Origin of the sequence: Saccharococcus sp. Marseille-Q5394 (assembly GCF_946901335.1) — a bacterium.
Taxonomy (GTDB): domain Bacteria; phylum Bacillota; class Bacilli; order Bacillales_A; family Planococcaceae; genus Sporosarcina; species Sporosarcina luteola_C.
The window spans coordinates 1,584,424-1,597,845 of record NZ_CAMPPQ010000001.1 but is presented as its reverse complement, the minus strand read 5'-3'; the positions used below and the strand labels follow the sequence as shown (position 1 = coordinate 1,597,845).

Annotated in this window: 13 protein-coding genes; 10 read left to right on the top strand and 3 right to left on the bottom strand. The window is 46.7% G+C overall.

The annotated features are described in order from the left end of the window. The first annotated feature begins 6 nt into the window (after window positions 1–6). The 6 genes from OC538_RS07830 to OC538_RS07805 are packed head-to-tail and all read left to right on the top strand — an operon-like array spanning window position 7 to window position 7,368. Window positions 7–912 carry an ABC transporter permease gene (locus tag OC538_RS07830; RefSeq protein ID WP_251693664.1) on the top strand — a complete coding sequence of 302 codons (906 nt, stop codon included), beginning with the start codon at window positions 7–9 and terminating at the stop codon, window positions 910–912. A 33-nt stretch (window positions 913–945) separates the two neighbouring features. Continuing rightward, window positions 946–1,965: an ABC transporter ATP-binding protein gene (locus OC538_RS07825; RefSeq protein ID WP_251693665.1), complete on the top strand. Its 1,020-nt coding sequence runs from the start codon at window positions 946–948 to the stop codon at window positions 1,963–1,965. Then, window positions 1,952–2,941 (top strand): ABC transporter ATP-binding protein, encoded by a 990-nt coding sequence (locus OC538_RS07820; RefSeq protein ID WP_251693666.1) that lies wholly within the window; start codon window positions 1,952–1,954, stop codon window positions 2,939–2,941. Before OC538_RS07825 ends, OC538_RS07820 begins: the two co-directional genes overlap by 14 nt. Window positions 2,942–2,953: 12 nt before the next feature. Beyond that, window positions 2,954–4,762, top strand: coding sequence for a S9 family peptidase (locus OC538_RS07815; RefSeq protein WP_262174139.1), 1,809 nt, complete (start codon window positions 2,954–2,956; stop codon window positions 4,760–4,762). Continuing rightward, window positions 4,759–6,021, top strand: coding sequence for a M20/M25/M40 family metallo-hydrolase (locus tag OC538_RS07810; protein WP_262174136.1), 1,263 nt, complete (start codon window positions 4,759–4,761; stop codon window positions 6,019–6,021). The genes OC538_RS07815 and OC538_RS07810 overlap by 4 nt, the downstream gene beginning before the upstream one ends. Window positions 6,022–6,024: 3 nt before the next feature. Beyond that, window positions 6,025–7,368, top strand: a complete 1,344-nt coding sequence (locus OC538_RS07805; protein WP_262174133.1) for a M20/M25/M40 family metallo-hydrolase — start codon at window positions 6,025–6,027, stop codon at window positions 7,366–7,368. Window positions 7,369–7,793: 425 nt separating this feature from the next. Here OC538_RS07805 and OC538_RS07800 read toward each other — a convergent pair whose 3' ends face one another. The 3 genes from OC538_RS07800 to OC538_RS07790 form a co-directional block, all read right to left on the bottom strand. Then, entirely contained in the window at window positions 7,794–8,189 is a 396-nt protein-coding gene (locus OC538_RS07800; RefSeq protein WP_251693670.1) for a VOC family protein, read from the bottom strand. Between the two features lie 322 nt (window positions 8,190–8,511). Further along, window positions 8,512–9,156 carry a collagen-like protein gene (locus OC538_RS07795; protein ID WP_262174129.1) on the bottom strand — a complete coding sequence of 215 codons (645 nt, stop codon included), beginning with the start codon at window positions 9,154–9,156 and terminating at the stop codon, window positions 8,512–8,514. A gap of 40 nt (window positions 9,157–9,196) precedes the next feature. Continuing rightward, on the bottom strand, window positions 9,197–10,993 hold the full coding sequence (locus OC538_RS07790; protein WP_251693672.1) for a PKD domain-containing protein: 1,797 nt from the start codon (window positions 10,991–10,993) through the stop codon (window positions 9,197–9,199). Window positions 10,994–11,171: 178 nt separating this feature from the next. Here OC538_RS07790 and OC538_RS07785 point away from each other — a divergent pair, with 178 nt between their 5' ends. Genes OC538_RS07785 through OC538_RS07770 form a run of 4 tightly spaced genes read left to right on the top strand, consistent with a single transcriptional unit; the run spans window position 11,172 to window position 13,421 of the window. Beyond that, window positions 11,172–11,588, top strand: coding sequence for a hypothetical protein (locus OC538_RS07785; protein WP_251693673.1), 417 nt, complete (start codon window positions 11,172–11,174; stop codon window positions 11,586–11,588). A gap of 9 nt (window positions 11,589–11,597) precedes the next feature. Further along, window positions 11,598–12,053 carry a hypothetical protein gene (locus OC538_RS07780; RefSeq protein ID WP_251693674.1) on the top strand — a complete coding sequence of 152 codons (456 nt, stop codon included), beginning with the start codon at window positions 11,598–11,600 and terminating at the stop codon, window positions 12,051–12,053. A gap of 12 nt (window positions 12,054–12,065) precedes the next feature. Continuing rightward, a complete protein-coding gene (locus OC538_RS07775) occupies window positions 12,066–12,647 on the top strand; it encodes an SCO family protein (protein ID WP_251693675.1) in 582 nt (193 codons plus the stop codon). An 18-nt stretch (window positions 12,648–12,665) separates the two neighbouring features. Continuing rightward, window positions 12,666–13,421, top strand: a complete 756-nt coding sequence (locus OC538_RS07770; protein ID WP_251693676.1) for a hypothetical protein — start codon at window positions 12,666–12,668, stop codon at window positions 13,419–13,421. Window position 13,422 lies beyond the last annotated feature (1 nt).

Genomic DNA, 13,422 nt, shown 5'->3' with positions numbered 1-13,422 from the left:
ACTCATGTGCATGTAGCTCAGGAACAAGACAAACTGTTGAAAGATGAATTCATTCTTGCGAAGAAACGATTAAAACGCCATCAGAAAAAACTTCTGTTTCGAAGACTGATACGCAATCGGGGCATTCTGTTTGGCGGAATCATAATGGTGTTATTGACATTGCTGGCGGTTTTCGGTCCGATATTTGTTCCGTACGACCCGTACGAAATGGTTGTGACGGATCGATTAATGGCTCCTGGTGCCCAACATTTTCTTGGTACTGACAACTTTGGACGGGATTTGCTCACCCGAATGGCGTATGGTGCACGCGTGTCTCTTAGCGTCGGTTTGTCAGTCGCTCTTCTCGCTTGTTTCTTTGGAATGCTGATCGGTTTGCTGGCAAGCTATTTCAAAGCGCTCGATAACGTTTTGATGAGAATATGCGACGGTTTGATGGCAATTCCAGGAGTTTTGCTTGCAATCGCTTTGGTGGCGGCTCTTGGCCCTAAAATGGAAAACGTCATCCTCGCATTGACGATTGTATTCGTACCGAACGTCGCTCGTGTCGTCCGTTCAGCAGCAATTGTTATCCGCGAAGAAACGTATATAGAAGCAATTCGTGCACAAGGGGCAAAAACGTGGCGGATCATCGTGTTGCATATCGCGCCGAATACAGTTGCTCCATTGATCGTCCAGGCTTCTTTCATTTTTGCAGATGCCATTATTACCGAAGCGGCATTGAGTTTCCTTGGAGCGGGGATACCGGCCCCGGATCCAAGCTGGGGCAATATTTTGCATGACGGGAAAGTGTTCATTTTCAATGCTTGGTGGATGACTGTTTTCCCAGGGATTCTAATTGTGCTGTCGGTTTTCGGCTTGAATTTATTGGGTGATGGCATTCGTGATTATATCGATCCTCATACAAGCAAATGACACTGGATGTAGGTGAAAAAGGAGGGTGCTAGAATGAGTCGGGAAAAATTACTGGAAGTGAAAAATCTGAAGACGCACTTTAATACGGAAAACGGCAGAGTGACCGCGGTCGATGATGTCTCCTTTCATGTTGATAAAGGTGAAATATTAGGGATTGTAGGGGAGTCGGGATGCGGGAAAAGTGTGACATCCCAGTCCATTCTTCGGCTATTTGACGAAAAATACTTAGTGAAATATGAAGGCGAAGTCTTTTTCAAAGGTGATATAGATTTATTGAAGTTATCCAAATCCGAAATGAGACATGCTCGCGGCAATGAAATTTCCATGATCTTTCAAGACCCGCTTAGTTCATTGAATCCAGTCTTGACAATCGGTTTTCAAATCGCTGAAGCTCTTATGCTGCATGAAAAAATTACAAAAGAGGCTGCGTTTGCGCAGGCAATTGAAATGTTAAAGCTGACAGGCATTCCATCCCCTGAAAAACGGGTGCATGATTATCCTCACCAATTATCCGGCGGAATGAGGCAGCGTGTCATGATCGCTATGTCGCTAGCATGCAAACCGAGACTGCTCATTGCGGACGAACCGACAACTGCATTGGATGTCACTATTCAATCTCAGATTTTGGACCTGATCGAAGATATTAATAAGCGCTTTGATATGGGGGTTATCTTCATCACGCATGATTTAGGGGTTGTCGCAGGCCTTTGTGATCGGGTCGTAGTTATGTACTTGGGTCAAATCGTCGAAGAGGCGGACATCCTGAATTTATTTGAAAACCCGATGCACCCCTATACGAAAGGTCTTATAAAATCGATACCGCATATGGATGGCGACAGGAAAGAGGAATTACATGTCATTTCAGGAACAGTGCCGTCCCTCGAAAATGTACCGGTCGGTTGCCGATTCGCGGAGAGATGCCAATTTGCCGATGAACTTTGCCAAACGAAAATGCCTGATCTAAGGGTGATAGGAGAAGGTCAGAAAGTACGATGCTGGCATGCGGAGAAAATAGCGGAGCAAGAGGAGGCGCCAGTGTATGTTACAAGCTGAAACCGAAAAGAAAGTGCTGCTTGAAGTACAAGGGTTGAAAAAATACTTTCCGGTGAAAGGTCTAGGGATGTTCGGGGGAACCCAACAGTATGTGAAAGCGGTGGATGATGTAAGTTTTACGTTATATGAAGGGGAAACGTTTGGGCTTGTCGGTGAATCGGGCTGCGGGAAAAGTACAACGGGAAGGACGATCATGCGGTTGACCGAGCCGACCGAGGGAAAGGCGGTATATCGGAACGTGGACATCTTCGGACAATCCGGTAAACAGCTTAGGAAGACACGTGAAGAAATCCAAATGGTGTTCCAGGATCCGTATTCTTCGTTAAATCCGCGTAAACGGATTGGGAGTACACTCCAAGAGCCGTTGATCGTCCATAAACTCGGACAGCGGAAAGACCATACGGAACGTGTAATGGATATTATGCAGAAAGTCGGCCTGCAGCTTGACCACTTCTACCGTTTCCCACACGAATTCTCAGGCGGGCAACGGCAACGTATCGGGTTGGCGCGTGCATTGATCGCTAATCCGAAATTAATCATTTGTGATGAACCGGTTTCCGCATTGGATGTATCTATTCAATCCCAAATCGTAAATCTATTGCAGAGAATGCAAAAGGAATTCAACTTAACCTATTTGTTCATTGCACACGATATAAGTGTCGTTCGACATATCTCAGATCGGATCGGCGTCATGTACTTAGGGAAAATGGTGGAGACTGCGCCGACGGATAAACTTATCGAAAAGCCATTGCATCCATATACGCAAGCTCTTTTATCCGCGGTGCCGCTGCCTAATCCACGCATTAAACGAGAACGGATTACGCTAAAAGGCGAAATTCCGTCCCCGCTGAATCCGCCGTCGGGTTGCGTATTTCACACTCGCTGTCCGTTCGTAATGGATAAGTGTAAAACGGTTCAACCCCTCAATAAGGAAGTTGGGCAGGATCATTTTGTCGCTTGCCATTTATATGACTAAGGAGGGCCATTGATGACTGATGAAGAGAAACTATTACTGGATTTTTTAACAGTGAACTCTGCATACGAAGCGAAGGTTATACCGGGGACAGGAACATTCACTTTCCTTTCGAAACTGACAGGTATCCCTCAAGTGTGGAAGCTCGATGCGAACGGTGTACCGTTCCAATTCATAGACATGCATGACCGCGTTCTGAGTGTTCATCATTCACCCGCCGGAGACCGGACAGTCCTGGGGGTTGACAGCAAGGGGAATGAAAAACAGCAACTGTATATCGTTGAAGCGACCGGAAACAATCCCGAAGTTCTTATGGAATCAACCGACCATTTCCATTATGTCGGTGGCTGGTCAAAGGACGGCCGGTATTTATCCTATTCCAGCAACCGTCGTCATCCCGGTTATTTTGATGTGTTCGTTATCGATGTGGATACGAAAGAGGTTGAGCAGATCTTTACATGTGAAAAAAATTGTGTTCCGCTCGGTTGGCTGGACGACGAATCGATTTTTATTAGCATCAAGGAAACGAATATAGACAGTTCCGTTTACATCGTCAATATCCGAACGAAGGAAAAGGTGCTTCTAGGTCCGGATGGGGCAGCTGCCCGTATATTATCCCCGATTACAAGGAATGACGAAGGGTTCGTCCTTACGGATGTAAATGAGGATACGCTGCATTTATGCAGGTTTTCAGTAGGGAATCCTGGCAGCCTTGAAAAGCTTCTCCATTGGGAGAAATGGGATATGGAAGAGATTGCACTTTCGCCGGATGGAGAAGCGCTCTCTTTTACATTGAATGAAGGCGGTATTACGAGATTAGGTGTTTATTACCCAGGCCAGCAGAATTGTGAATTAATTGATCCGCTTCCGGAAGGTGTGATCGGATCACTATTATGGTTATCGAATAAATCATTTTTATTTACACTGAAAACCCCAACGAATCCGGGAGATATTTGGAAATATGATTTGACTTCGAAAAAAGTGGAGCGATTGACATTCATAGGTCAATCGAAGTCCGTCGGCAAGTATTGGATAGAACCCGAACTGCACACCTATCAATCTTTTGATGGCTTGGAGATTCCTTATTTCTTTTATAACAAAGATAAGGAAGGACAGAAGCCTGCTGTCATTTACGTTCATGGGGGACCTGAAGGACAGTCGAAAGCGGAGTACAATCCTGTTTTGCAATATCTTGTTTACAAAGGTTTCGCGGTAGCAGTCCCGAATATCCGGGGGAGCAATGGGTATGGCAGGAACTATTTGAAGCTGGATGACGCGGATAAAAGGATGGACGCAGTGGCGGACTTGGCAAGTTTGGCAAAAGATCTAGCTGCATCCCATACTGTTGACCCTGACAGGATCGGCATTATGGGCAGAAGCTATGGCGGGTTCATGGTGTTGTCAGCATTGACGCACTATCCGGATCTATGGGCTGCCGGCGTCGATATCGTCGGGATGTCCAATTTGAAGACCTTCTTGACGAATACGGGGGAGTGGCGCAGGTATTTGCGTGAGTGTGAATATGGTTCCCTTGAGCAATACAGCGAGTACTTCGATGAAACTGCTCCTATGAATCTAACACATAAAATTACAGCGCCATTGCTCGTTTTCCACGGCAGAAATGATACGCGTGTGCCGGTGAGCGAAGCGGAGCAGCTTGTTGCCGATTTAAAGACAGTAGAGCGGGAAGTCGAATTGGTTATCTTCGAAGATGAGGGCCATCAGACAGAGAAGATTGAGAATCATATTGCGTTGCATACGAAGACAGTTGAGTTTTTTGATCATCATCTAAATACTTCGAAAGTGGGGGACTTGTCACTATGAATGCATTGAAGCCGGAAGTCGTTGAGACAGTCAAAGCGCTTGCAAATGATGAAAGAGTGAAAAAAGCACTCGCGTTTTTGAAGTCGGATAATGACGCGACGACGAATGAGCAAATTGAGCTAACCGGAATTGAATCCCCGACATTCGATGAATGGGTTCGAGGGAAGGCATATAAGGAAAAACTTCAGCAATTGGGTATTCAGGATATCCAGGTGGATGAAGTGGGGAATGTGTTCGGTGTTCGAAAAGGAACCGGGAACGGACCATCGCTCGTACTTTGCGCGCATCTCGATACCGTTTTTCCTGCAGGTACCGATGTTCAAGCAAAGTGGATTGACGGAAAGGTTTATGCACCGGGAATTGCGGATGATGGTCGTGGATTGGCAGTTGTCCTAACGATTCTTCGGGCGCTGAATCATGCGGGTGTCGAGATGAAAGGCGATTTGATCGTCGGAGCGACAGTCGGGGAGGAAGGGCTCGGAGATTTACGTGGGGTGAAGCATCTATTTGAAACACGTGATGATATCGATGGATTCATTTCCGTCGAACCTGGGTCGCCTGAGAGGATCACCTATTTGGGAACGGGCAGTAAACGGTATGCTGTAACGTATAAGGGGCCAGGGGGACATAGTTTCGGCAGTTTTGGGACGGCGAATCCAATTCACGCGCTTGGAAGAGCGATTGCGGGAATTTCCGTCCTTGAGACGCCTACCGACCCGAAGACGACGTATAATGTCGGTGTCATTAGTGGCGGAACTTCGGTTAACACGATATCGGAGTCGGGCAAGATGATCATTGATCTACGTTCCAATTCAGAGGAAGAGTTGGCGAAACTTGAGTCGAAGGTGCTTGAAATAATACAGCAGGCTGCGTCTGATGAGAATTCATTCAGAGGGAAGCCGGGCGAAGTGACGGTCGACATCGAATTGGTTGGAAATCGACCGGCGGGCAGCCAAAGCCATGAGGCAGACATTGTACAAACATCGATGGCGGCAGCAAGTGAACTCGGATTTGAACCGGTTTTGGAAAATGCATCGAGTACGGACTCGAATGTGCCAATCAATCTCGGGATTCCGGCCGTTACGCTAGGGGGCGGAGGAGACGCGGGAGGATTCCACACACTGAACGAATACTTCGATCCAACAGATGCTTTTGTCGGTGCGCAGAAAATCCTGCTGACAGTTTTGGGTCTTCTTGGTTGCGGTAAAACGATTGAACCATTGCTTGCAAAACGCCAAGCGGAAATTGCAAGAGGTTAACTCATGGAAAAAGTGTATCAATTCATTGACGACAATAAGGATATGTACCTTGAATGGTTAATGGAGATTTGCAAGATGCCCAGTGTTGCTGCTCAAAACCGCGGAATCGTTGAAACGGTCATGCTGGTGAAGAAGCACTTGGAGGATTTGCATGCGGACGTGAAAGTGATTGTAACGGATGGGAATCCGATTGTATTTGGGGAATTGAAGTCTGGGAGTGAGAGAACATTATCTCTGTATAATCATTATGATGTTCAACCGGAAGATCCGATCGATTTATGGGAAAGTCCTCCCTTTTCACCTGAAATTAGAGACGGGAAACTCTTTGCAAGAGGTGTTGCGGACAATAAGGGAACACTTATGGCGAGAATTTGCGCCGTTCACGCATACAAGCAAGTATATGGGGACTTGCCTGTGAACTTGAAGTTCATCGTGGAAGGTGAGGAAGAAATCGGCAGTCCAAATTTGGAAGCATTTGCTGACAAATATATTGATATGATACGTGCGGATGCGAATATATGGGAAAATGGCTTCAAAGACGTGGAAGGGAATCTGCAAGTAAGTCTTGGCTGTAAAGGCATGCTCTATGTTGAGCTGCATGCAATGGGCGCCAATACCGACCTGCATTCCGGAAGGGCAGCAATTGTTGAAAATCCTGCTTGGCGATTAGTTTGGGCGCTTGCCTCATTGAAGAATGAAAAAGATGAAATCCTGATTGATGGCTTCTATGATAAAGTTCTTCCTTTGACAGAAGCGGAGCGCAAGTTGACGGAAGGGATGGAGTACAAGGAAGAGGAAGAGCTCGAGCAACTCGGTTTATCCCAATATATCAATGGATTGTCAGGGTTTGATTTGAAAGAGAAATTGATCTTCCAGCCGACATGTACGATTTGCGGAATCGAATCAGGGTACACTGGACAAGGCTCGAAAACTGTCCTCCCTTCTGTTGCCAAAGTAAAGCTGGACTTCCGTCTCGTTTCAGAACAGGATCCCGATGAAATTCTGGAGCTATTGCAGATTCACTTGAGGAAACATGAGTTTGGTGACATTAAAGTAGTACCACTGAAAGGCACCCGGGCCGCCACGACAGACATTGAAGATCCTCTTGTTGATACAATCAAGCACAGCGCAAGGGAGTTTTACGGAAAAGAACCACAATTGCTGCGTTCCCAGGCAGGCACCGGACCGATGTATACATTTTGCCAGAAGTTCGGCATCCCTTCCGCGGGCTTCGGAGTAGGTCATGCAAACTCCAAAAATCATGCGCCAAATGAAAGCATTTACGTCGATGACTATTTTGAAGGCATAAAATTTATGGCACTGGTCATGCGTAATTTTGCGAAGTGATGGTGCTTCAAGGCGGTGCCATCAAAGTGGTGCCTGTGCAGCACGCTATTCAGTTTATTAACTACAATTGTATATTGTTAACTTGGGAAGCCGGTCATTCAGGGAAATGACTGGCTTTTTCTTGTGTATTTATACTTTTAGGTGAATTGTCATAAATGTGCCTTGCACAGGTACCGAAACACGAGGTTAAACGAAAACTCGTTTCATATACTAGTGGGTTAAAAAAGAGGATTTCATCCGATTTGTAGCGAATTCAACTTGAAACAGAATTCATTTAAACGATTTGGGGAAAGCTGTAAGGAATCCGACGGGAGCAGGAGCTGCTGGATCGGTTTTCCAAAAAGTCAATCTAGAACAACAAAAAGGGCTGTCCAGAAAATCGGCGATACCGACTTTCCGTGATAGCCCTGTCGTTGCGCTAAACTTTACTTGGCATTCTCATCAGGTTGATGAATTCCAAACACATTGCCTTCCGTGTCGATATAATATCCTTGCCACGCCATGCCGGGCAGGGCGTATTTAGGCATGGCCACAGTGCCGCCATTTGCCAGTATTTTCTCTTCGGTTGCATCGTAATTCTCCACACCCATTGTGCAAGCAAATCCATTCATAGCTTGTCCCACTTCTGGCGGAGCACTTTGACGCTGCATTAAAGCACCATTGATTCCAGGTTCGCTATCATCACCCGTCACTGCTCCGAAGTAAGGCATCCCCGCAAAATCAGTCCAATCTTGGAATGACCAACCAAATACCTCCCCATAAAACTTCGTTGCCCGCTCCATGTCATCTACATGAATTTCGAAATGAACTAATCTTCCCATGACTTCCTCCTGTTTTCGTGTTTTATTTTTGAATATTTATGTTTGTTCAATTAATTATACCACTGCATTCTAGGCTGTGTAAATGAGCTGTAGATTAGGGAATGATTAGTATTATCTATTGAATGAACAAAGTTATCGATTGAATACGGCGATTTATCTATCGAATTTGTGGAGTTATCTATTGAATCCAAGAAGTTATCTATTGAATATGAGAAGTTATCACCTAAATGGGGCTTTACGCCTAGCGATTGAAGGACGGTTCTACATGAGGAAGACAACCTGGCAGCGATTTAATACTGTCAGGATGTCTTTCTTTGTGTCTTTATCCAATCCGCATAAGTTGCAAACTGGCCATTTTATAACTGCAATGTTCTTGTAACTCAGCAATCAGTTGGACGACATCGCCTTCCTGTAAGGAGACTAGTTGAGTGTTTGTCAATGTCGTGGAAATTAAGGATTCCGTTACGGATGAATGGACATGGACGTTGTCATTTATTTTCACCCGAAATGCTGAAGGGGTGCAGCTGATGACTTTCGATTCCAGAACGACGGTGTAGCTAATTTGGTAAATTCCATCCTTTAAAGCTTGTAATCCATTGCGAACGACTTTGATGTCTTGTAACGGTCCGGCAATTTGGAAATGGACAGTCCCGGATGCCGAGCTTTTTGCTGTTGTATAGGCATAACCGTACGTCGTATCAAACGTTCCGGCAGGGCCGCGTTCCCCTTGAGGTCCTTGAGGTCCGGTTTCACCCCGTTCTCCTTTCTGACCCGGCTTTCCGTCCAAACCTTGATAACCTCGGGGTCCCCGATCTCCTTTTGGACCAGGTGGACCTTGTTCCCCTTTAGGTCCGGGGCGCCCTGGTTCTCCTTGTGGTCCTTGATAGCCCCGCGGCCCTCTTCGTCCTCTGTTTTCACTGCCGCATTTACAGAAGAAATCTTCATTGCATTTTGGACACCGCTCCATTACTTTTCCTCCTTTCATTGAACTGTTTCTCATTGGGCATTCATCTGCGAATCGTAATGGGTACAGATGGAAGTGTGCCGCCGGAGCTGGATTGGATGGAGATTGCCCTCGTTTCATCCGGTTGGATAGTAGACCCCTCGACGCGGAATCCCCATTCGCCAAGTGCGTCGACCGGCACTTGAGCAAGAAGAACACCTGAAGCTTCATTTCCGATGTAGATTGAAATAGCGGCACCAGTACCTAACACATCCGAGGTTCCGGTAATTCTCCATTCTGCATCCCGTGTCCGGAATTCTGCCCGGGTGACCGTTATAGTACCTGTAGGTGTCGGGGTGGAATTAACCACATGGATGTGCACTTGATCGGTGGATGTACCTTCTTCACCGATGACCGTTAATTGAAAGATTAGCGTCTCTGTTGTGTCAGGGGCTATGAAAGAGGGGGTTAACGTATCTTCGTCTAGTAGTGCAACGGGTGTACCTGCCAGTTGTGTCCAAGTAAATGAAGTTATCGTGCCCGTTGAACCGGAGCCGTTCAGTGTCACCGTTGCGCCGAAAAGCACAGTCGCATCATCCCCGGCGTTTGCTGCAATTGGGGCTGGTGGAGACGGAGTACCGTTGACGGTTACCGGGATTGTTCGACTCCCACCAGCTGTAGAGCGAATTGTCACAGTGGCGGGGGCAGATGGGAGATTCATCGTAAGCCCGGCCGATGGAATGATGAGTTCCCCAAGTCCAAAGTCTTCTGCGGATAATGTTGGCGTACCGACTGCGTCACTGGAAACTGCTTGGATCGTCAGGTTTTGCGAATCGATATCAAAGTTTGCAGAAGCTGTAATGAAGTCGATGGGTGCCACATCTTTACGGCTGTCCGGCTCATCGCTCACATTTGTAACGGTAATCGAACTAGGTGGACGGTTTCCGGTAAATTGGACTCTCGCAAAATACAGTCCATTGCTTCCTGCTAATACGGTAGGGTCAAGCCCTGTCCCTGTCACTTGTATCAATTGATCGGTATCGTCGGAAGTAGCAAACACATCGATGACCCCAACATCCTCAGCGGTTTGGGTGTACGTTGCCCTTGGGACATCGACACCGGAAATTGTGGAAATTTTACCTAGCAGACTGAAGTTTCTCGTCTCAATGCAGTGGTCCGGATCAAACCCCGGTGTGGTGGAACGATCTGGCGAGCCGATTCCGATGCCGGGACCTTCAATGCGGAAATAGTTTTGTGGTTGCCCGGACTGGTCGACAAATGGACTTCCGATAATGGGGTGAAGCACGTTCGGATCACCGATGTATCCTGCGGGAGCTGCTGGTGCGACAGCCGGATCCCATTGCAGAAAAGGTTGGACACGGCTATTCAATACAACGTCAAAGTCTACGCCGTTCATTCCTCCAAAGTCTTCCGTGAAATTGATCTCTCCGACTGTCGGATTACGAGGATCGGCTTCTGCTATAAACGTGTCAACTCCATACGGGTGAGTGACGGTGTATTGTGCATTGGCTTGTAAACCGTCGACACGTACGCGGACTCTTGCAAACACGATTTGTTCAGTATCCCTTGGCACTTCATTCACAAATGCAGCTTCCAGCGCCAACACGAGCCTTGCCCTTTCCCCGGTGCCTGTCGTCATTTCCGCTTCTGCGAGTAGATAAAATCCCTCATCCGGATAGTTGTCGGGAAAAGATACAGGTTGTGTAGGTGCGGGTAAATCAGCGGATGCAATGCCCGAGAATGGATCAGTCGGGTCAACGTTCAATTGGAGGCGCAAGCCATTTTCATCCTTATACCAAATTGGAAAACCATCAAACGGATTGATGGGGCCAAGTCTCATAACATCTCTCCTAATAAAATGATAACTAAGGGAAACCACATCCCCTGAATCTACTATATGCCCAAGACTTTTGTAGAGGGGGGACAATTGAATCAGTGCGCCCTCTTTTATAGGGGCATTTCACTAGGACTAGTTTCATTTGGAAACAAATCGCCATAGCGTAAGTAGAGGTGAGGTCTTGGATATACCCATTTGGCTGTTCATCTATGTAGATAGTTGCTTGTTTCTCATCTTTTATTTGTATGTACGGAAAATCAAAAAGCGGATCGGTTTTCAATTGGGGATGAATATAAGCATGGTGATGGGTGGAATGATTGCAATGCTTTCGGGTGTTCTGTTCATTCATCAATTTCCTTTCCATTTCACGTATATTACAATGCTCTCCGCCCTGATCGGAATGGGATCGGGGGCCTTATTCGGCAAACTTTTTGATTATGAGACGTTTGTAACGGGCCTGACAAATGGGGCCGTTGTCGGATTAATGGCACCGATGATCGGGACCGTTGTCGAGATGCCCGGTAGATTCGTTTGGGGCCTCCACATTTTATTCGCTATGAGCATGGTTATGATTTTGAGTTCTGTTATAAGGTCGTGAGGCGACTTGTTGCTCATACTCGTTTTACTTCTGTGGAATGTCGGCGAGATGGTTTATATTTATAGGGTATTCCGGAAGAAGCAAACCCTTTTTGACGATCGGTATACGAAGACGATGTGCATGGCGCTGTCCTCGATTTCTTCATTCGTCATCGCCCTTTATTTGCAATTGCTTCTCCCTCCTCACCCGGTTACGTATTTTCTTCCTTCCTGCGCAGGACTTTGGATTGGTTGGAAGTTCGGTTCATTCATGAAAGCTCCTTCCTCTTTGAACGGAATGTATAACGGCGCTCTCGGCGGCATAATGGGCATGATGTTTGGCGCTGTCCTTCAAAACCCGGCGATTTGCAATATCCCGATTGAAACGGAAGCATCATTCACCTCTAATCTAGTGAGCCTCGTCCTTTTTTGCGCCGCGCTCCATACGCTTGTCCATCATTTCATACGCAAATCGCTGACAAAATAGGAAGGGATGAAGTTGCTGAAACTCGTATGGGGTATCGTTGTTCTCACTCTTGGGTTGGCTGCATTCTACTTTTTTTGGCCTCGCGCGCTTGACCTCCCGCAAATCGGAACTGTGGAAGAATGGCCATTTACCGAGGTGAATGGAAAAGAGGTTTCACAGCAAGATAAGCCGAAGCTCGTGACCTTTTTCTTTACCAATTGTCCGGATGTCTGCCCGATGACTTTCATTGAATTACAAGAACTCCAGGGGGAGATGCAGAAAAAAGGAATTGCGGACGATGAGTACATCATCCTGGCCGTTACGCTGGACCCGGAATTTGATACGGAGGAACGAATACGTCAGTATGCAGAAAATATGGGGATAACGGACCCCAATTGGTTGTTTCTAAGAGGTACGGAAGAAGAGACGAAGCAATTTACGCGAAGCTTTCATTTCACATATACGAAAAATGCCGAAGGGTTTGTCACCCACTCCACTTCGATGTATATCGTCGATCCAGAGGACCGTATCCGATCGCTTCATAACATGGCCGTTGGAACGAAACGGGTGAATGTCGAGGGAATTGCCGACCAATTGGAGCAGTTCATCAAATAAGGGAAGGGGGTTCCAAGCATGTCCAATGAGTTCAGTGAGTTGGCGACGGGCGAGCATCAGGAGTCCAACAAGCCGAGTTTTCCACCGTATTCATCACCGACGAGCGCTGTTTCAGCGGAGGAAACACGGATTCTCACAGAATATATCCAACAGAAAAATCTATTCCATGTCATTCGCCGAGACGAATCCCGACGGAAAACCCTTCTGTTAAAACAGTTTTTTAAAATGAAACGGCATCAGCAAGTTAGCATTATTTCAGCAGTCAATCAGAATGAAACGATCACTACCGTGGGGAAGGTTGCCACAATCGGCAGAGATTTTGTTATGGTAACCGATTTGAAAAAGAGGACTTGGATTCCGTACGAAGCCATCGACTCCGCTACCATCCCCTTTGGATTTCCTACCTATTCAACCCCGCATCAACACCATATCTATGACAATCAACTTCAGCAAAAGCTTGTATTGCGCTTCGGGGAGACCGTAGCTGCAAAAGATGCATTGGTTCGTCAATTTTTTGAGGAAACGCTCCATACGAATCTTTCGACTTGGAATGGTGTCTGGGTAGAGGTCGACACAGTGGAATGTTCATTTTTCGGGAAACTGAAAGGCGCTTCCAAAACGGAATGCGTTTTACAACGAATGAGCAGTGAACACCGGATCCCGTTAAGCGAAATACGATCCATAACAACGATCGGGCCAGTTTCTCTATGGAAACGGTTCGGGAAACAAGTCGTCACGGCCTGTAGCGAAAGAATAAAGGGATGGAGGGCGTAGG

Coding starts and splice junctions, on each gene's coding strand:
- OC538_RS07825 (WP_251693665.1), top strand. CDS start 946: ATGAGTCGGGAAAAATTACTGGAAGTGAAAAATCTGAAGACGCACTTT.
- OC538_RS07820 (WP_251693666.1), top strand. CDS start 1,952: ATGTTACAAGCTGAAACCGAAAAGAAAGTGCTGCTTGAAGTACAAGGG.
- OC538_RS07815 (WP_262174139.1), top strand. CDS start 2,954: ATGACTGATGAAGAGAAACTATTACTGGATTTTTTAACAGTGAACTCT.
- OC538_RS07810 (WP_262174136.1), top strand. CDS start 4,759: ATGAATGCATTGAAGCCGGAAGTCGTTGAGACAGTCAAAGCGCTTGCA.
- OC538_RS07805 (WP_262174133.1), top strand. CDS start 6,025: ATGGAAAAAGTGTATCAATTCATTGACGACAATAAGGATATGTACCTT.
- OC538_RS07800 (WP_251693670.1), bottom strand. CDS start 8,189: ATGGGAAGATTAGTTCATTTCGAAATTCATGTAGATGACATGGAGCGG.
- OC538_RS07795 (WP_262174129.1), bottom strand. CDS start 9,156: ATGGAGCGGTGTCCAAAATGCAATGAAGATTTCTTCTGTAAATGCGGC.
- OC538_RS07790 (WP_251693672.1), bottom strand. CDS start 10,993: ATGAGACTTGGCCCCATCAATCCGTTTGATGGTTTTCCAATTTGGTAT.
- OC538_RS07770 (WP_251693676.1), top strand. CDS start 12,666: ATGTCCAATGAGTTCAGTGAGTTGGCGACGGGCGAGCATCAGGAGTCC.